We start from the raw sequence: 17,971 nt of genomic DNA on the forward strand, positions 1-17,971 counted from the left end.
ATGCTCTTTTCGCCTTTGAAAGACCTTTCAGGCAGGATACGAAAGAAACTGCAGAATCACTGGTCTACTCACTTCTGCGAACATGTTTTCACCCAAATTGATGAAACAAAGTTCGAACGGCTATACCACGACGGGTATAGCCGTCCGAACAAGCCAGTCAACGAGCTTGTCTCCTTGGAGATTATCTAACACCTGCCGGTATGTCCGACAAAGAGCTCGAACACGCCTACGTCTTCGACTTTCGCGTCAGGAACGTATTAGGAAAGGAGACACTCGGAGACAATATTTGTGAGAAGACACTCACCAATTTCCGCCGTCGGTTGATGGAATACGAAGAAGAGACCGGTCACGACCTGCTAAACGAGGTTTTCGAGAATCACCGTACCTACTTTCAGGGTGAATTTGAGATTGATGCGAGTACTCAACGGATGGATTCGACGTTCATTGAGGCCAACATCAAGCAACTGTCTCGTGTCGATCTCCTCGCTAAAGTGCTTCACAATTTCCTGTGCGATCTCCTTCGGGAGATCGCACAGGAACTTCCTGCTGGAATGACGAGTTCGCCGACATCGAGAACTTAGAGCTGTCCTATCATCTTGAACCGGGCGAAATTCCCGCAACGATGGAAACGCTCGCCGAGCATACTGCGTGGCTTGTTGATCGATTCGGAGACGAGGATGAATACGCCGGGTTGAACAGCTTCGCTCATCTACAGCGTGTCCTCGACGAACAATGCTATCGCATTCCTGATCTCGAAGACGATGACGATAATCAGGATTCTGCTGATCAGGGCCATCCCGGTGACGAGTCACCGGGCTGGCAGCCACTCCAAACGTACACCTCTTCAAGTGACTCTACAGAGACTGCCGAAGATGAACCCGACTCCGAGTCGTTAGAAAGAGACGCCGAAGACAGACACGATCACATCGGACTGGAAGAGTCCGACGAGATCGACAGCAGCTCACTGCAAAACCCTCACGACGACGAAGCGACGTATCGTTCCAAGGACGCGGAAGATTACTTCGGCTACAAGTCGAATATCGCTGAGACATGCGATGGTGAAAATCCGTTTCGTCTAATTACGGCGGTTCGAGTCGATACGAACAACACGGATGATGGAGACCTCTTGGCCGAAGACGCGAGGAATCTCGCCGAGGAAACGGGATTACGTGACCTGCTCGTAGATGGTGGGTACACGCACAAGGAAGTAGAAAAGTGCTGCCGTGATCAGGAGATCACGCAGCACTTCACAGGAATCACGGGTCAACGGCCTGCGGCGGAGAAGATGTCGCTTGCCGCCCCAGAGTGGGATGGGACGAGAATGGTTGCGTGTCCTGCCGGACACGAACCATTCGAGCAGAACCATTACGAGACCGGCCGTATCTCGGGGAAGATGGACAAGAAGTTCTGTGATGGCTGCCAGCACCAAGAGAACTGTTTCGTCGAGGAACAGCAAGAACACTATAGCTACGGGTTCAGGGAACGGCGGGTAGAAGTGGCTCAGCGACGGAGGCGGTTGGATGATCCAGCGGAACAGGAGTTCCTGAACTTACGTGCCGGAGTTGAGTCATTGATGAACGAGATGTATCACAAAGACGGTGAGAAAACGAAGTTCACGGGGAAAATCAAGGTGAAAAACGCCTCGATAGCGAAAGCAATGGGGAGAAACCTGAAGCGAGCCTCCAGATTCCTGGAATCGGAGGCGAAGCAAGAGAAATCGACAGGATAGCCGGGCAAGAAGTGTCGTTTGTCGCTGTCAGCTGGTCCCTGTGTGGTGACGGCTCCGTTTTGATGAGAGAATCACCGGTGATCGGGCCGGGGTGTTCTCGTCAGAACACCCCTTTCTACGGTGCCATCAGAGGATCTATGTAGCACTCGGCCAGTGTGATTTCACGGCGATAATTGTAAATCAGTTGATCATCAGATTTGCTTTCTTAAACACTTTGTTTGTCCAGCCACCATTCCTGATATGGAATTCGACTTCACGCGCTCGGTGATTCCACTTGCTGTGATCGTCGCCGTCGCAACAGTCGCGCTAACGGTTATGATGACCCCCTCGACGGTCTTCATGATGGTCCTCCCCTCAATGATCGTCTTCTCGGTCATCGCGTTCTTCTTCGGGATGAAGCACGGTGAGTTCCGCGCTAGTCCGTAGTGGTACAGCCCAGTCCGTGAGATTCACAGGGTCGAGATCCATGCTCGCCCTGCGTTGTCTCTATCCGATTGATATTGCTGATCAATACGCTCTTTATTTCAACAAGACCTCGGTGAACAATCACCGACAGAGGATATCAACAGATGTAGTTGAGTCTATCTAATCCGCACTAACCTCAAACACGTCTTTTCGGGTAGGTGTAGCGGAATCGATCGAATAGATGAGCGTCCCGGTGAATAGCGCGATGCTACCCAAGAGGAATATCGAGTTGAGCGGCGACGCCGAATCGACGAAGATCCAGTATATCGGCGCCGCAATCGTGGGACCCGCGGCGATTACTGCGACTTGGGAGACGAGCGGCCCACAGCATCCACACGTACACGCACCGACGACCGTCGCCGTCCCGGCGGTGCCCTGTGTCGCTCCTGCCTCACGATTGAGACGCCAAGAGTGAGCAACGGCGGCCGCATTCAGGCCCACGAGAACGCCAAGCGATCCGAGTACCAGTAGTACTCCCGGAGAGATAGCGATGAAGAACGGAACGTCCGGAAGGAGTATTTCGAGTGTGGGCCACCGTACGATCTGATACAGTACGGATAAGACGGCCACAGTTGTCTCTTCGGGGGCACCTTCCTCACTGAAGAACGACAGATACCCCGATGTCGCCATAAAAAAGATACTCACCATGGCTCCGATACCGAATCCGAACCGACGTGCTACCGGATCCTGAAGAATCACGGACAGCGTCGGGCCCACATCTTTCCAGAGAATATATCCAACGAGCAGTGGTGTTGCGAGGACAATCCCGTAACCTATCGGATTCGTGTAGCCGCTAAAACCCGGAAGTAGGTACGGATACAGTATCCATCCTCCAAGTATCATTCCGAGAACCATGTACCGGGGACATGTTGTCCAACGCACGACCCCGACGATGAAACTCACAACCACGACCGAAAGACCCGTTACGATCGCGAGCGGCTGATACCACGACCGGGGGAACGGCATCGAACTGGCCTGATACGTCGGGTCCGGGGCCAGCCCCTCGAACAGAATCGCTCCGGCGACAGTAATCCCGATGCCGACCGCAATCCCGTACAGAGCGGCTGTCGGAGAGATTCGCCCGCTTCGTTTGAGCAGTACGAGAGTACCGACTGACAGGACGCCGATCAGAACGATCGCCAGTCCGTGCGATTGCGAGAGGCCTGACGCTTCGGAGCCACCGTGAGCGGCCACGGTCGGGATCAGAGAGAGGAGGATAACCCCGACTGAAAACAGGATACATAAGCGGGAGAACCTTCGATGAGAGCCCTCTCTGTCACCGTCTGTATCCTGTTGGCGTCCTCTCGGAAGCATTACCCAAGTTTAGCGATCCGCATACAATTATCTGTCTCTTTCGGCCCTCACGAAATCGTTGAAGTGACTCCGCGGAAATTTCCGTCCGGGCAAAACGTTTTGGAGAGAGCCCGATCAGGTTGTTTTGTGAAAATGTCCGATCTTATCAGTTCGGTTCGTATCCGGCGTACTCCATGAGCTGGCTGAAGATGTCCGAATCCATGACGGAGCGATACACGACTCCGGTAAGCATCCCGCCGGGATAGAACGTCCCATTCATGACGTGGTTGACCTTGTGGCAGTGCATGAGGTAGATGCCGGGGTCCGCGTCGGCCGTGAACTCGATCGTGTGCCGCTCGGCGGGGGCAATGTTCGTGACGTCGATGTCGTGTCGGGCTGCTTCCGGGACGACTCCACCGTCCTTTTCGACGCGCTGGAAGCGGTGGTTGTGGATGTGCATCGGGTGGGACATGTACCCGCCGTTGACGAGGTGAATTCTGACTAAATCTCCCTTATCGACGATGATCGGAGAGCCCTGTTCGGGATGGAGGGTTCGGGGTGCGCTCTTCCCGTTGACGGTGAAGACGTCCGGATTGCGCGAGGCCGTGTCGTACGTGAAGTCCGCTTCACCGGCCCACTTCTTCGGGACCCGCGAGTCCCAGTCTTTGATCGTCATGAAGTATTCCCGGTCCGCCGGTTCGTAGCCTTCGGGGTCGACCCGGAAGATCCCGTACATCCCCATATCGATGTGGCGGTGGGTCTGGAGGTGACAGTGGTACAAGTGCGTCCCCGGAACGTTCGCCGGGATCTCGTACGTGTGTTTCTCGCCTGCCGGGACTTGGATGCCGGTCGACGTCGGAACGCCGTCATTCTTCCACGTCTTCGTGACGCCGTGGAAGTGGATCGTGTGCGGCCGGCGTCCGTTCGTGTTGTCGAGCGTCACTTCCATGTCGTTACCTTCGGTCGTTCGGAGGATCGGGCCCGGAACGCTCGGGTCGTTGTCGTCGGCCTGCCACGCCCAGACGCGCGGGAACTCGACCGGGCCACCCATTGAATCGAGCGGGTGGACGGCGTGTCGCGCCGGCTGCGTCCCCATCGTTACGGAACCTCCCTGCTCGTCGACGTTGACCACCGTTGGAGGACTGGTGTAGGGAAGGTCAGACGACGTCTGTCCTTCGTTCGGGGCGTTCGCGGCCGCCGTCGGCGCGTTAATTGTTTTTGATGAACAGCCTGCCAACGCCGATACACCCGTCACGCCGGTTGCAGCGAGAAATTCCCGCCGGGACAGTCCAGTTCCAGGGGCACCGAAAGATCGGGTCATGGTCCATTTGGACGTTGTGCTGTCGCGATAAAGGGAGACTGCAGAATCTCTGTCTGTGAGAGGGCACGCTAACATGTTCGGTAACAGCCGGACGGATCCGGCAAGCAAACGCTTAGTTCTCCGTCACGAGAGCTAGTATCCGGGGTCAACGGGTAGCAAACAGTTACATTCCACCTGTGGCCGTCAAATATGCGCTCGTAAACTGTATCGCATTATACGCACCGTGAATCAGAGCCGGAACAACGAGGTTATCGGTGTACTCGTAGGTCGCACCGAGTACTAGAGCTAGCACGAATGCGATACCGACGTACACAAGCTTTCCTTCTCCACTCAACGAGAAGAGATGGATCGACGCGAAGAGGGCACTCGCAAGAACGATTGCACGGGTTGGATGTAGCGTTTCTCGAAGTGTTCCCTGAACCAGTCCTCGGTATAACAGCTCTTCGCCCGGACCGACTAGCAGAAACGATAGAGGGATGAGAATCAGAAACGCTGTCGGATTCTGCTGGCCAACTGTTACTACCTGGTTTTCCGCCGATTCCAGTCCGAGTGAGGAGATAACGCGTGATGCGACAATGAGCAATCCGAGAAGTGTACCTATTCCCCCGATGATTACAGCAATATCCCGCCTGTCCGGAATCGAAAGCGAAACGAATTCGAAGTCGAGATCGCGAAATCTGAGATAGAGGATTGAGAGCCCTCCGAATGTTACCCCCTGTAATAGGATCGTGCTCATTACGAGGCGCAACGATGGACGAGCGGTTACATCGACCCCGAATGCGCCCAGCAGTGCGGCAGCGATGGTGACAATTATCGACCCGATAACCGTTGAGCCGTACGTGAGCCCAACTGCACTCCCGACAGACTGAATCCGTGTCGTTGATTCTGTCATTTGAAAATACTGGTCACTGATCGATCTGTGAAAGCGATACGTCGAGTTCTGATACTGGGTTGTGCTTGTAAATTGGGTTTGATCATTGGTTGCGTGGTTTTGTCTTCGTTTGTCTCACAGATACAATTATACAGATAGCTCCTGCGGCTGTAATGAGCGTGAATGCCAGAAGTGAGAGATTCAGAATTGTCATCTTTTCTACAGGAACTGCTATTGTACAGCGGCACACGGTCCTTTGAGGGAGCAGGTGGTTGTCGCGCTTGCAACACTGTGTGATACGTTGCGATCACTCCACCCAGAACTGACAAGGGAATACTAGTCCGCCAAACAGTAGGGCGAGCTTCGATCGCTGCGACACCCATAACCATTACTAGTGGGTACATCAGAATTCGTTGGTACCAACAGAGGTCACACGGTACCAGTCCGAGGCTAAACCAGAGACTCCCAGCTGTTGCGATCCCGGCGATGAGGGTTGCACTACCCAATACGAGCCAGATCCGATCACGATCCATCTGCGAGTTGTTCGATAAGGGTACGAGTTCGTTGTTCGTCACTCAGCGGGTTGACTGTTTCACCATCGATCACAAGGGCGGGGGTTCCCGAAACGCCGGCGTCGGCTGCTGCCTGACTCGTCTCTCGAACCGGTGATTCGTAGGCTTGTTCCTGAATTTTTGTCCGGAGCTGTTCCGTCTCCGTTACTCCAGCCTCCTCAGCGAATGACACGAGTTTGTTAGTGGTTGCCCATTCCTCACCCTCCGGTGGTTGATTGGCGAAGACGTATTCGTGGTATCGCCAGTAGGTTTCAGGAGCTACATTCCAGACACCGAGACCACCTTGAGCGGCACGAGGGGCATCAGAGGCGAGGAATGGCTCACCGTCGATGTAGGCCAACGCACGGAATTGTAGGCTGATGTCTCCGGGCTCGACGTAGTCTGTGACTATATTGCCGAGAAAATCTGTGCTGAAGTCTGCACAGTACGGACATTTCCAGTTCCCATAGTAGGTCACCGTTGGTCGGTCGGCCGCTCCCGCTCTTGCGTATGTGGATGATGTGGGGTCGTCTGGGTCCGGCGCGTTAGCTACCGCATCATCAACAGCAGCATTTGTTGATTCATTATTTTCGCCACCGAGACATCCACTGAGCGCCAATACTCCACTTGTCGCGAGGAACTGACGTCTCGTTAACAGTCTATGTCCTCCACCAGATGATGTGAGCATAGTCGAGATGCGTTCGCTATCGGTCATGCTTCTCCCCATATTTTGGATTTATCGACTCGTGTGTCACGAAGATAGGTCGTAAGGACGGTCATGAGCAGGCTGAGGAGAATGAGAATAGCGACTCCGAGGTGCGTCGTGACTATTATTGGTTCGAGGTTCTCTGTGACAGTCAGTCGTCCGAGTACGACCTGAATTGGAAGCAAGATGAGTGCCGTTGTTGCGGACCACTTGACTAACGTATCGTCTGGGTAGAAAATCCACGCACCAACTGCTGTCCCCGCGATGAAGAGGCCAGCAGTCATCGCAAGTCCCCGGTGGGCCCATTCGGCGAATATCTGCAGGGCAGAGTACGGTGAATTTGCGATGATATCGGGTTGGAAGAAGGGTACCCAGGTACCGTAGCAGCTCGGCCAGTCGGGGCAAGAGAGTCCAGCACCGATTGCACTCGTATAGGCGCCGAGAAGCATCACGATGTACGTCAGAACCAGCGTCAGGCCGGCGATGTGCTCGAACTTAACTGGACCCTCTGAAATCGTCTTTCGAAGGTAGTTTGAGTTCGCTGAATTTTGGGCCATATCTCGATTGATGGGATGCCTCCCAATTACGATAAGGCTGTTAAAGGCATGATGACAAAGGTATAGGTCGGATTCCCCCTAAGTGGGATTCCGCCACTTGTTCATTGCGGAGCCACCCCTCCGAATTGTCAAGAAGACCCACGATTTGGAGGTGCAAACCTGTCCATAATATTATCATTATGTGTCAAAAACAAAGCAACGAACAGTCGTTAGATAGTCGCAAGCGGGTCTCGGAGTGTATCGAGAGCAATGTGTGTCCTGAGTGTCAAGGCCAAATCATTCAGAAGGGCAATGGAGGTGAATCGGCTTGTGAAGGTTGTGGGTTAATTTTCAAGGAAAGCCGAGTCGATCACGGCCCGGAATGGCGTGCGTTCACGTCGGAAGAACGTGATGAAAAGAGTCGTGTTGGTTCCCCGACGACGCATCTGATGCACGATAAGGGATTGAGTACTACCATTGGTTGGCGGGATAAGGATGCCTACGGACAAGCAGTTCCTGATCGCAAACGCGCTCAACTACAGCGCCTTCGGATGTGGGATGAGCGGTTTCGGGCGAAAGATTCCTATGAGCGAAATCTCAAACAAGCACTCGGTGAGATCAACCGCATGGCGTCTGCTCTCGGTCTTCCGAAATCAGTCCGAGAAACTGCCGGCATCCTGTATAAGCGTGCTGTAGAGAAGGACCTGCTACCTGGCCGATCGATTGAGGGGATGTCAACGGCTTCGTTGTATGCGGCTGCTCGACAGCATGGGACGCCACGTCCACTGACTGAATTCTCCGACGTAAGTCGTGTCAAAAAAATCAGAGTCCAGCGAGCATACCGATATCTCTCCCGTGAACTCGGGTTGGAGATCGAGCCGCAAAATCCGACTCAATATCTTCCACAATTCGCGTCATCGCTTGATGTGAGCGATGAAGCAGAACGACGTTCTAGAGAACTTCTTGAGGTGGCAACAGATAATGGTGTCCACAGTGGGAAAAACCCGGCAGGATTGGCGGCCGCCGCGCTGTATGCTGCGACCCATCTCACGAACGAACAGCTCACACAGGAGACTGTAAGTGAAATCGCCCACGTCAGCCAAGTAACGATCCAAAACCGATATCAGGAACTTCTCGAGGTGTATGAGAAGCATGCCTGAATGGGTGGGTCTGTTCGGACAGCAAACAGCTCTTCATTCACTCACAGCCGTAATTCTAATATGAGCAAATTTCAGATAGAGACCAAGATTGATCGAGATACAACAGTTAGTAGCCAGCCACCTTCTTACGTAATAGATATTGTTAATTCAGTTGACAAACATTTGATTGCTGTCGAACAAACATGTACCCACTTTCATAATGACGAGTTCATCAGTTCGCTCGGGCGAGGCTTCTCCGAAATCATTGAAGAAACGGCACAACGATCCGAAACTCAGTATAGGTTATAACACCCCGCTATTAGTATCACTATGTCGACTCTCATCTCGCGATTCTTTCGACAACTTACCTGTTATGAGCTGGATATCGCAACCGGTCTTAGATCCGAACCATCAGGAGCATTCCCGAAGAACAATTGGACCCCATATTCCGCCCAACATATTTAATAGAACAATGCGAGACAATTCAGCGTCATCTGAGGACACACCGGCGTTACAAGATGTCCTCGATGCGTTGGACGATCCTGAGTGTCGATCCATTCTCCGCGAAACCATTGAACCTATGACTGCAAACGAATTGAGCGATGTCTGTGACATCCCCAAGTCGACGTTGTATCGCAAATTAGAACTTCTCAGCTCCGCTGCTCTCGTACGAAAGTGGGATACGATCAATCCCGGTGGCGGACGTGTCACTCACTACGAGCGGTCATTCAATGACGTAATGATTTCCCTGGATGACACGGGTGAGTTTTCGGTGAATATCGAGCGGCTATCACAGTCTACCGACGAGCGACTTGCTGACATCTGGACAATGATGGGGGACGAAATATGAAGGAAGTTGTACCCGCAATTGCGATAGTTAAGTTTGTAATCCTGATTCTCGGGGGTGGAATTACTTATATCGCGTTCAAAGCTTATCGGCGAACTGGTGAGAATTCTCTCCGCGTTCTGGGTATCGGATTTGGTGTCCTCACGCTCGGAGCACTGTTGACAGGTGTAGCTAATCAGTTCTTCTCTGTCTCATTGGCATATGTTGTCCTCATAAATAGTATGTTCGTCGCTTTCGCACTCGCGATTATTATGTATTCTTTGTATATTCAGAAATAGCTCTGATCTTGCCGAGAGCGAATGTACGGTCGAGAAAGCAGTCACGGCGGGTGAATCACCTTCCAGCCCTGAAGCGAGTGGGCGACAATCTCGTCGGCGGAGCGGTCGTCACAAACGGGGCTGCTGTGTTCACGGTGAGTGACAGTGTATCCAGCAGAGTTGACGGCTCATCACGTGGGTCTGAGGTCACCAGAGTGGAGACCACGGCATCCAGCGATGGGTCGATCGATCCGGGTCGTCCGGTCTTTCAGTCGTCGTGGGCGGAGCGGTATTGCTGGCGGCTGGTCGCTCGTGATGGGGGCTGGCGTCTCGATCGCCGTCCTGACGGCGTTGTCAGTGTCTTGATCGGGTGTCCATGGGTACTCGAGTTCGCGACACCATTCTCCGTCGCAACGAGTATCGAGGAAACAGTGATCCGCGGTATCATCGTGTTCGACGAAATCGTCTTCGAGTGTCTCCGAAACGGCGACGTTGTCGTCGGCGAATCACAATTGGGTAGAGATGACACGCTCACGCAGCTGAGCAACCGTGATACGAAGATCATCGTTCTGATCGGCGATGACGAGGATGCCACTGGCTTTCTTGACATCTACCTGCCGTCGACAACGTGCTTGAAGGAGTTCCGCCTACGGTAAATACGACCGTCGCGGTAGCAAAAGCAACCAGACATAGGCTGGTGATTGCAACTAGTTCTACGGAGGTATACCTGCCCAACACGCGATTCTGTGAAGCTAGTCGTGTAGTGGGCAGATATGAGGTCGGCCTATAGAGGGTCGAAGCGGGTTGGAGATGCTCCATCGAGGATTTGAACCTCGGTCCTCGGCGTGAGATACCGAGATGATTGGCCGAGCTACACCAACGGAGCATATTGATCTCACTGGCGAATCCAGTTAAGCCTAATCACTTTACGAAACAGAATTCGACATCCGTAGACGACTCATGGTGTCTACATAACGAGTCCGTGGTCACTCCGACTTTGCGAGTTCGGTACGTCAAATGAGGTCGGTGTCCTACGTATTGGGTATCCTCCTTTGCCTCTTACGCTCTTCGGAAGTAGATTGTTGGTCAGGTAGAGCTGTCGCTGTGGAAGCGTAGCGGGCAAGGGTGACGCGAACGCGTCACCCGAACGCAATGTTCCCATTTGAATTGCTGAGTTCAGAGGCGAGCGCCGCGAGGGCCTCTGTTGCCCCCGCTGCCGGTCTGAGTCAGTGATCAAACACGGCAGCTATCGAGAGTATCAACGGTATCTCTGTAAGGATTGCGACCGCACGTTCAACGACAAGACTGGCACGATCTTCGCGCACGCGAAGATCGGCCTCGACAAGCTCTTGTTCGCGTTCTACTCGTTCCTCCGATTCAACACGAGTATCCGCCAGTTAGATGCTGAAATTGACGTTTCGTATCGTTCACTTCGCCGGCGCGTCGAGCAGTTCGCCAGAACGCTCGACGCGCCAGACATCTCTCTCGTTGGCCCGGTCGAGATTGACGAGTTCTACGTCTCTTCCGGCTTGAAAGGCCGCGAGCGCGACCGCTGGTCGCGCTCTCGCGGCCTCTCTCGACGCGGACGCGGAACGTATGATCAAGACAAACCACCCGTGTTCGTCCTCGTGGATCGCGGCAGCGGTCAGCGATACGTCATTCCGGCGAAATCCGCCGACGAAGCGACGGTGCGACTCCTTCTCGGCAACCACGAGAAGGAGTCGCTGACCGTGTATACTGACGGATTTCGGGCCTACGATCCACTCGACGATGACGAGAACTTCCACCGAGAAGCAGTAATTCACGATGACGGCGAGTACGCTGATGGAGACGCGCACGTGAACACGTGCGAGAGCCACGCGTCGCTGGCGCGACGGTGGCTCTCGCCGCATCGAGGCGTCTCAAAGGACAAACTGACAGCGTATCTCAGACCGCTCCAGCTTCGGCGACGAATCCTCCATAAACCGGGTCGAGAGGCACTGAAAGAGATTGTCCAAGCAGTTCTCTGACTCACCAACAATCTACGTCACAAGAGCGTAGTGCCATTCTCACTACTGCTCGTTGGTCCTGGCGAAGAATTCTTATTCCGAGGGCTTATCCAGGGAACACTACGACAAACCTTCCGGCCAGGGAGTGCAGTCGTTATTGCGAGTGCGATCTTCGCTGTGAGTCACACGACAGCTCTCAGTGGTGATGGCCAACTCACCTACATGGCCGTCGTGTTCGTTCTCGCACTCGTCCTCGGCGCCACCTACGAATATGCGGAGAACCTCGTAACCCCAGCTGTGATCCATGGTGTGTATAATGCCGTATTGCTCTCCGCCCTCTACTTGCAGGTAACGTGAAGTGCTCAGAGAAACCGTGAGTCCCACGCCGTCATCGCTTACTGATGCTCTGGCACCTGTGCATATTCGTTCGATTCACTAGCCATGTCGATAGTCGCGTGGTCAACGTCGAATTCGTCGTGAAGAACGTCGACAGCCTGTGTTTTGAGTTTCTCCCGCTCCTCGAGTGACTGGACATCGTCTTTCAGATGCATCGACGCGACGCGGATCGTACTCGATAACTGCCAAACGTGTACATCATCGACTGCCACGACGCCCTCGAGTTGTTTTAACCGGGTTTCGACTTCGTCGACGGAAACCGGACTCCGCTGGAAGAATATTTTGCCGCTCTCACGGAGTAGTTTCACAGCCGACCAGATAATGATGACCGCGATCAACACTGCCGTGATTGGGTCAGCGAGTGTCGATCCAGTGAACTCAACAACGAGCATCGAAACGATGACAGCGACGGACGCGCCGGTATCCCCGATAAGATGGTAGTACGCACCCTTCTCGTTGAGGTTCATTTCGCCGCCCTGTAAGTAGTACACGGACGCGAAGTTCACGACCAGTCCGCCCGTAGCGAGTCCTGCTGTCATCAACGGATCGATCTCGACGGGTTTGAGGAATCGCTGATAGGACTCCCAGACGAGGTATCCCACCATCGGAACGAGGAGGACACCGTTCAGAAACGCAGTGAACGGCTCGACACGGTCCAGTCCGTATGACCAGTACTCGCCTGGTTCAGTACGTCGTGAGACGTAGGCGGCACCGAAGGCGAGAACGTACGCGAGCGCGTCGAACAGCATGTGGAAGGCGTCGCCGATCAGGGCTACGGAACCGAAGAGGAGACCACCAGCAAGTTCGATCACGAAGCCGACGAGGTTGATCAGGGCGACCACGCCCAATTTCCGGATGCTCCGTTCGCCACTATCATGGCCGTGTCCGCTGTCGTGGCTCTGAGTAGTTCCCAAACGAAATCACCTACATTGTGATTCTTAATCTAGTAGATTAAACACACAGGTTTGGGTTCTGCCGTACGAAGGAAACACTCCAGTGCATCATCTGTAGAAGGAGAAGAGCCTGGAGGACGGATATGAAAGACTAGATCCTTGGACAGAGAACACCTCGTCACAGTAACTATTCCGTTATCAACCTGGATTTCGTACGTCAACGGAGGATTACCCTGATATCTTAATAATTCTATCCGTTGTGGCTCTCCGCTAACTCGATGTGACCTGCCGATTGTGGACCGTGTTGAGTGTTGATGAATCACCGAACGCTACGTCAATTATTACCCGATCTCATCCCATCGACGGACAAGTGCGATCCCGAAGATGAAGACGATCGCCCCCACACCGAGCTGTCGCCCGACCGTGCCGAACTCCACGTTCTGGAGCGCGACAAACCCTCTGATAGCCATGATCGCCGTCACCAGACAGACGAGCACAAGAACGACACGCCGGGTATCCATACGGCGGCGTTATCGGTCGACATAATAAACGGTTCGCCGCTTCCCGGCGAGAAGGAGGTGCGGATATGTTTAACATGATATGTTCTTTAGAATCGGCTGTTAGCCACTCCTTCAGCCATGGTCGATCCACTTATCGCTAGCCGGCTCCAGTTCGCCCTCACCACAATCGTCCATATCATCTTTCCGGTGATGAGCATGGGGTTAGCCCCGTTTCTTATCTATTTTACATGGAAGGACATTCGAACTGGCGAGCCGGTGTACGAACAGTTGCGTCGCTTCTGGACCAAGATCTTCGCCATCTCCTTTGTTGTCGGCACCGTTACTGGAATCGTCCTCGAATTCGAGTTCGGGACGAACTTCGCGGCGTTTTCGATTGCCGCCGGCGAACTGTTTGGTGGCCCGCTAGCCGTTGAGGGGATGATGGCGTTCATGCTAGAGGCGACGTTCCTCGGGATCTTCGTTTTCGGCCGTGAGCGCGTCGATGACACGCTCTACTTCATTTCAAGCGTCGCTGTCGGTCTTGGCACGTGGCTCTCAGCCGTGTGGATTCTCATCGCGAACTCATGGATGCAAACCCCGCGTGGCTATGAACTAGTCACCGAGGGCGGCCAGACGGTCGTTAAGCTCGTCGATCCGCTTGCAGCGTATTTTAACCCCCGATTCGGCTACATGTTTGTCCACATGCAGAACGCGGCCGTCGAATCGGTCGCGCTCTTCATGGCCGGCATCGCCGCCTACTACGTGTTCAAACACCACGTTCGTGGGATCGATGTCGACAACGTGAATTTCTGGGAGATGACCCTGAAGATCGCCCTCGTCGCTCTGCTGATCACGGCCCCGTTTCAAGTCTATCAGGGCGACATGTACGCCCGCTCGGTCGCCGAAACCCAACCGCAGAAGTTTGCCGCAATGGAGGCCGTCTGGGAGACCGACTCCTACGTGCCTGAGTATCTTATCGCCGTCCCGACGAACCTCGATTCGATCACCGACCCACGGGCGAAGGAACTGTTCGGCATCGGGATACCCGGTGGCGCGTCGTGGCTCGCCAGCGGGGGTGATCCGACCGCCGAGATACGTGGATTGAACACCTTTGAGAGCCAGGCGCCGCCGGTCGCCATCGTCTTCTGGGCTTTCCGTGCGATGGTCGGTCTGGGATTTTGGTTCATCCTGTTATCGTTCTGGGGTGGCTACCGATGGTACAAGGGCCAGCTACTGAATGATGGTCTGTTACACAAGGCACTGATGGGCTCGTCACTGCTGGGCATCCTCGCGGTCGAACTCGGCTGGATCGTCACCGAGGTCGGCAGACAGCCGTGGGTCATTCAGGATGTGATGAAGACCAGTGAAGCGGTCTCACCCGGGTTAACGGGAACTGAAGCGACGATCTCACTCGTTGGCTTCGCCGTGGTGTACCTTGCGTTGCTCGGGCTGTATACCTACGTTATCACTCGGGTCATCCGCAACGGCCCGCCCGGTCGCGAACAGCTTCGCGAGCGTCCCGACCGCACACCTATGCTAGACACGTCGGCCGCGGGAGGTACCGACGATGACTGACGTGCCGACGGTCATGGGGAGGTCGACGCAGATTGATACTGCTAGCGGACAGCCGAGAGGTATCATCAATGATTAGCGTCGAGTCGCTCAGTGCTGGACCGCTGTTCGGCCTCCCGCTCTCTGAGATGTGGTTCGGTCTCATCTTCACGCTGCTAGCGACGTTCCTGTTTCTCGATGGGTTCGATTTCGGGGCAGGGGCGATTTACGGTCTGCTCAACACCGACCGGGAACATGAGGCTGTCCTCGCTGCCGTCGGTCCGTTCTGGGACGGCAACGAGGTCTGGCTGGTCGTCTTTGGCGGCACACTCTTTGCCGCCTTTCCCGCGGCCTACGCGAACCTGTTCAGCCGGCACTACCTGCTGATGTTCGGGATTTTGGGTGCGCTCATCCTTCGTGGGCTGGCGCCTGAGATGTACGAACAGCGTCATGACGAGCGCTGGCAGCGGGCGTGGAGTGTCGCCTTCGTTGCTGGGAGCGTCCTCGCGCCGTTCCTGCTCGGTGTCTTCGCCGGCAACTGGCTCGTCGGCAACGAGAGCTCCGTCTCGCTCATCGGCGTCGTCGTCGGCTTCACGCTGACGCTGCTGACGGTCGTCTCCGGGGCGGCGTTCCTCCGGCTGAAAGCGCCACTCGATCTGCCCGAGCGGGTGTCGACGTACGGTCAGTTCGCGGTCGTCGGCTACTTGGTGGCGGTGGTGGCAACGCTAGCGATCCTCGCCGTGCGACTGCCCAGTGGGCTGTTGACACTGCTACATCCGGCCATCGTCGTGTTAGTGGTGACTTCGATCGGCCTCACCGCGGGATACATCGTCGCCATGCGGCGCGGTGAGAGTCTACTGGCACTCGGGGCGGCAGCGGTCCTCACGTACGGGCTGATCGCCGTTGTGGGGATTATTATGTATCCTGCCATCGACCCAGCAACTGGAGCAACGATCAGCGAAACCATTGTCTCGACGCTCCCGCTGAATCTGATGTCAATAGCCGCCGCACTGTTGTTGCCGCTGGTGGCAAGCTACTTTGTCGTGCTCTACTCGGCGTTCAGTGGTCCCATATCCCCCGAGGAGGCTTACTGACAGTGGTCGACGCCAACGTTCCTGACGACGGGGAAGGGCTCACCGTCGCGTCGGACGAGCAATCGATTGATGCCGACCGAACGTGGCTATTGTCGCGCATTCTGCTGACGTGGGCTGAGCTCATCGTTGTTGGACTCGGTGGCGCGGCCCTCGGTGGAACGGTTTCCGGACCACCCGGATTGATCGTCTATCTGGGAACCGTCCTCGCCTCGGTCAGCGTGCTCCTGTACAACGTCGATCAGATGATACAGCAGCGGCTCACGCTTGTCAAAACGAACTAAGAGAAATGTGTCGGAAGGGCGTTACTCCGGGTTGGATCCCGATGGCGATAGATTGCCGATCAATCCTTGTTCTCGGAGCCCGATGCCGAGGAGGACAACCGCATTCGGCAGAAACAGGAGTGCACCGAGTGCCGCCACCGTGTCTTCGGTCTGGACGCCGTAGGTAACGGCGAGCCCAGCGATGACGAACCCCGAGACGCCGAGGAAGTACATCCGATACTCATAGACCCTCGCAAGCGCCTGTTTGAGTAACGTCATGGTTATATTCCTGTATATGAATTCAGATCATATATACAAACGGATCTCTGACGTCGATCTCATTTTCTCCCAGAAGCAGAGTCCGTAATTAGGAACGATGGGAACTACCGATAGTGGATGAGCATATATCAGATAGACTACTGTTAGTGTAGGCACCAATGAGTAGGTTCGAATCAAGTCTCCGAGTGCGTCCCTTGGCTGGCTGTAAATCATCCGCTTTTATTATTCTACACTACAGAATTTAATAAGAATTGTTAATATTGGGGGGTATTATAGCAGCCAGGTTAATAAGTTTGAGAGCATTCGTTTCACATAATGACATCACCACCAGAAGAAGGTGGTCACGACCACGAACACGACCATGACACTAACGGACAGGACACTGATAGCGTATCCTCGACCTCGTCAAATCGGGACGATGTTGCCCAGTTCTCGGTGCCCGAGATGGATTGCCCATCTTGTGCGGGGAAGGTGAAAAATAGTGTCAGAAAACTTGATGGTATTACCACTGTTGACCCACAGGTGACGACTGGAACACTCTCTGTTTCTTATGAGAGAAGCCAAACATCTCCGGACGAAATCGCCGACCGCGTCAAAAAAGCGGGCTATACGGTTGAGTACCAGGGCGAGACAACCGCGGCGTTCACTGTCCCCGAAATGGACTGTCCATCCTGTGCGGGAAAAATTGAGAACGCCCTTGATGATCTCCCGGGGCTCTCGAGTTACGAGACACAACCGACTACTGGGAAAGTAGTGACGACCTACGATGACGACTCCACTTCGCCATCGAAGATCACTGATGCGATCGAGAGTGCTGGCTACGAAGTGACCGACTCGACTGCGAACGACGCAAACACTGCCGAGAGTTCGACTGACGAACGGGAGAACGTTTGGACAAGTTCGCGGGCGATAAAAACGTGGATTAGCGGGGGGCTCGTCGCACTTGGGCTCCTCTTTGAGTTCTTCCTTACGGGCCAGAACGTCCTTGTGGCCGAGCTCGTCGGGCGCGAGTTACTTGTCGCCGACATCCTGTTCCTCGGCGCGGTTGGGATCGCTGGCCAGATCATTTTCCGCAACGGCTACTACTCTGCGTTGAACCGGAATCTCGACATCGACCTGTTGATGAGTATTGCCATCAGCGGCGCCATCATCGCCAGCCTCGTCTTCGGGGAAGCGCTCTACTTTGAGGCCGCCACACTCACGTTCCTGTTCAGTATTGCAGAGCTGCTTGAACGCTATTCGATGGATCGCGCCCGGAACTCACTCCAAGAGTTGATGGATCTATCGCCGGACGA

General features: G+C 54.6%; 21 protein-coding genes, 1 tRNA gene and 1 pseudogene. 13 read left to right on the forward strand and 10 right to left on the reverse strand.

Features of this window, described 5'->3' with window-relative positions; all coding sequences use genetic code 11:
• The first annotated feature begins 200 nt into the window (after positions 1-200).
• The 3 genes from ACFQEY_RS04380 (at position 201) to ACFQEY_RS04390 (ending at position 2,155) form a co-directional block, all read left to right on the forward strand.
• The gene (locus ACFQEY_RS04380) at positions 201-581 is read left to right on the forward strand and encodes a hypothetical protein (RefSeq protein WP_206664951.1); all 381 of its coding nucleotides are present in this window, start codon (positions 201-203) and stop codon (positions 579-581) included.
• A 41-nt stretch (positions 582-622) separates the two neighbouring features.
• Positions 623-1,729 carry a transposase gene (locus ACFQEY_RS04385; RefSeq protein ID WP_206664950.1) on the forward strand — a complete coding sequence of 369 codons (1,107 nt, stop codon included), beginning with the start codon at positions 623-625 and terminating at the stop codon, positions 1,727-1,729.
• Positions 1,730-1,969: 240 nt separating this feature from the next.
• Complete coding sequence (locus tag ACFQEY_RS04390) at positions 1,970-2,155, forward strand: DUF7333 family protein (RefSeq protein ID WP_058365063.1); 186 nt, start codon at positions 1,970-1,972, stop codon at positions 2,153-2,155.
• A 159-nt stretch (positions 2,156-2,314) separates the two neighbouring features.
• On the opposite strand, the gene ACFQEY_RS04395 is transcribed toward ACFQEY_RS04390, so the two are convergent.
• From ACFQEY_RS04395 to ACFQEY_RS04420, 6 genes are all read right to left on the reverse strand, one after another.
• The gene (locus ACFQEY_RS04395) at positions 2,315-3,508 is read right to left on the reverse strand and encodes a hypothetical protein (RefSeq protein ID WP_241659220.1); all 1,194 of its coding nucleotides are present in this window, start codon (positions 3,506-3,508) and stop codon (positions 2,315-2,317) included.
• Between the two features lie 145 nt (positions 3,509-3,653).
• On the reverse strand, positions 3,654-4,808 hold the full coding sequence (locus ACFQEY_RS04400) for a multicopper oxidase domain-containing protein (RefSeq protein ID WP_058365064.1): 1,155 nt from the start codon (positions 4,806-4,808) through the stop codon (positions 3,654-3,656).
• A 163-nt stretch (positions 4,809-4,971) separates the two neighbouring features.
• The gene (locus tag ACFQEY_RS04405) at positions 4,972-5,544 is read right to left on the reverse strand and encodes a CPBP family intramembrane glutamic endopeptidase (RefSeq protein WP_206668691.1); all 573 of its coding nucleotides are present in this window, start codon (positions 5,542-5,544) and stop codon (positions 4,972-4,974) included.
• 152 nt (positions 5,545-5,696) lie between these two features.
• A complete protein-coding gene (locus ACFQEY_RS04410) occupies positions 5,697-6,212 on the reverse strand; it encodes a disulfide bond formation protein B (RefSeq protein WP_343771647.1) in 516 nt (171 codons plus the stop codon).
• A complete protein-coding gene (locus tag ACFQEY_RS04415; RefSeq protein WP_206664949.1) occupies positions 6,202-6,945 on the reverse strand; it encodes a DsbA family protein in 744 nt (247 codons plus the stop codon). Before ACFQEY_RS04415 ends, ACFQEY_RS04410 begins: the two co-directional genes overlap by 11 nt.
• On the reverse strand, positions 6,942-7,493 hold the full coding sequence (locus ACFQEY_RS04420) for a COX15/CtaA family protein (RefSeq protein WP_080508279.1): 552 nt from the start codon (positions 7,491-7,493) through the stop codon (positions 6,942-6,944). Before ACFQEY_RS04420 ends, ACFQEY_RS04415 begins: the two co-directional genes overlap by 4 nt.
• A gap of 179 nt (positions 7,494-7,672) precedes the next feature.
• On the opposite strand from ACFQEY_RS04420, the gene ACFQEY_RS04425 reads away from it, so the two are divergent.
• The 4 genes from ACFQEY_RS04425 to ACFQEY_RS04440 all read left to right on the forward strand — a co-directional run bounded on the left by ACFQEY_RS04425 (position 7,673) and on the right by ACFQEY_RS04440 (position 10,371).
• The gene (locus ACFQEY_RS04425; RefSeq protein ID WP_080508280.1) at positions 7,673-8,632 is read left to right on the forward strand and encodes a transcription initiation factor IIB; all 960 of its coding nucleotides are present in this window, start codon (positions 7,673-7,675) and stop codon (positions 8,630-8,632) included.
• Positions 8,633-9,083: 451 nt separating this feature from the next.
• Positions 9,084-9,461: a winged helix-turn-helix domain-containing protein gene (locus tag ACFQEY_RS04430; RefSeq protein WP_080508281.1), complete on the forward strand. Its 378-nt coding sequence runs from the start codon at positions 9,084-9,086 to the stop codon at positions 9,459-9,461.
• On the forward strand, positions 9,458-9,736 hold the full coding sequence (locus tag ACFQEY_RS04435; RefSeq protein ID WP_080508282.1) for a DUF7521 family protein: 279 nt from the start codon (positions 9,458-9,460) through the stop codon (positions 9,734-9,736). The genes ACFQEY_RS04430 and ACFQEY_RS04435 overlap by 4 nt, the downstream gene beginning before the upstream one ends.
• Before the next feature lie 77 nt (positions 9,737-9,813).
• Positions 9,814-10,371: a hypothetical protein gene (locus ACFQEY_RS04440; RefSeq protein WP_125919944.1), complete on the forward strand. Its 558-nt coding sequence runs from the start codon at positions 9,814-9,816 to the stop codon at positions 10,369-10,371.
• Positions 10,372-10,526: 155 nt separating this feature from the next.
• On the opposite strand, the gene ACFQEY_RS04445 is transcribed toward ACFQEY_RS04440, so the two are convergent.
• Positions 10,527-10,601, reverse strand: a tRNA-Glu gene (locus tag ACFQEY_RS04445).
• A gap of 266 nt (positions 10,602-10,867) precedes the next feature.
• Between ACFQEY_RS04445 and ACFQEY_RS04450 the strand changes: the two are divergent.
• Together ACFQEY_RS04450 and ACFQEY_RS04455 are read left to right on the forward strand one after the other, a co-directional pair.
• Positions 10,868-11,724, forward strand: a pseudogene (locus ACFQEY_RS04450) (IS1595 family transposase).
• 30 nt (positions 11,725-11,754) lie between these two features.
• Positions 11,755-12,060: a CPBP family intramembrane glutamic endopeptidase gene (locus ACFQEY_RS04455; RefSeq protein WP_080508283.1), complete on the forward strand. Its 306-nt coding sequence runs from the start codon at positions 11,755-11,757 to the stop codon at positions 12,058-12,060.
• 38 nt (positions 12,061-12,098) lie between these two features.
• On the opposite strand, the gene ACFQEY_RS04460 is transcribed toward ACFQEY_RS04455, so the two are convergent.
• Both ACFQEY_RS04460 and ACFQEY_RS04465 read right to left on the reverse strand, forming a co-directional pair.
• Positions 12,099-13,013 (reverse strand): cation diffusion facilitator family transporter, encoded by a 915-nt coding sequence (locus ACFQEY_RS04460; protein ID WP_058365067.1) that lies wholly within the window; start codon positions 13,011-13,013, stop codon positions 12,099-12,101.
• 320 nt (positions 13,014-13,333) lie between these two features.
• Entirely contained in the window at positions 13,334-13,513 is a 180-nt protein-coding gene (locus ACFQEY_RS04465) for a DUF8073 family membrane protein (RefSeq protein ID WP_058365068.1), read from the reverse strand.
• Positions 13,514-13,630: 117 nt separating this feature from the next.
• On the opposite strand from ACFQEY_RS04465, the gene ACFQEY_RS04470 reads away from it, so the two are divergent.
• From ACFQEY_RS04470 to ACFQEY_RS04480, 3 genes are all read left to right on the forward strand, one after another.
• Positions 13,631-15,067 carry a cytochrome ubiquinol oxidase subunit I gene (locus ACFQEY_RS04470; protein WP_144800185.1) on the forward strand — a complete coding sequence of 479 codons (1,437 nt, stop codon included), beginning with the start codon at positions 13,631-13,633 and terminating at the stop codon, positions 15,065-15,067.
• Positions 15,068-15,135: 68 nt separating this feature from the next.
• Positions 15,136-16,137 carry a cytochrome d ubiquinol oxidase subunit II gene (locus ACFQEY_RS04475; RefSeq protein WP_144800184.1) on the forward strand — a complete coding sequence of 334 codons (1,002 nt, stop codon included), beginning with the start codon at positions 15,136-15,138 and terminating at the stop codon, positions 16,135-16,137.
• Between the two features lie 2 nt (positions 16,138-16,139).
• Positions 16,140-16,418, forward strand: coding sequence for a hypothetical protein (locus ACFQEY_RS04480; RefSeq protein ID WP_241659219.1), 279 nt, complete (start codon positions 16,140-16,142; stop codon positions 16,416-16,418).
• A gap of 21 nt (positions 16,419-16,439) precedes the next feature.
• Here the strand turns inward: ACFQEY_RS04480 and ACFQEY_RS04485 are convergent, their stop codons facing one another.
• Positions 16,440-16,676 carry a hypothetical protein gene (locus ACFQEY_RS04485; RefSeq protein WP_058365397.1) on the reverse strand — a complete coding sequence of 79 codons (237 nt, stop codon included), beginning with the start codon at positions 16,674-16,676 and terminating at the stop codon, positions 16,440-16,442.
• Between the two features lie 315 nt (positions 16,677-16,991).
• On the opposite strand from ACFQEY_RS04485, the gene ACFQEY_RS04490 reads away from it, so the two are divergent.
• Positions 16,992-17,971: heavy metal translocating P-type ATPase (locus tag ACFQEY_RS04490; protein ID WP_379765394.1), on the forward strand; the 980-nt coding region annotated here is incomplete at its 3' end.

It is taken from the genome of Halorubrum trueperi, assembly GCF_042662525.1.
GTDB classification, from domain to species: domain Archaea; phylum Halobacteriota; class Halobacteria; order Halobacteriales; family Haloferacaceae; genus Halorubrum; species Halorubrum trueperi.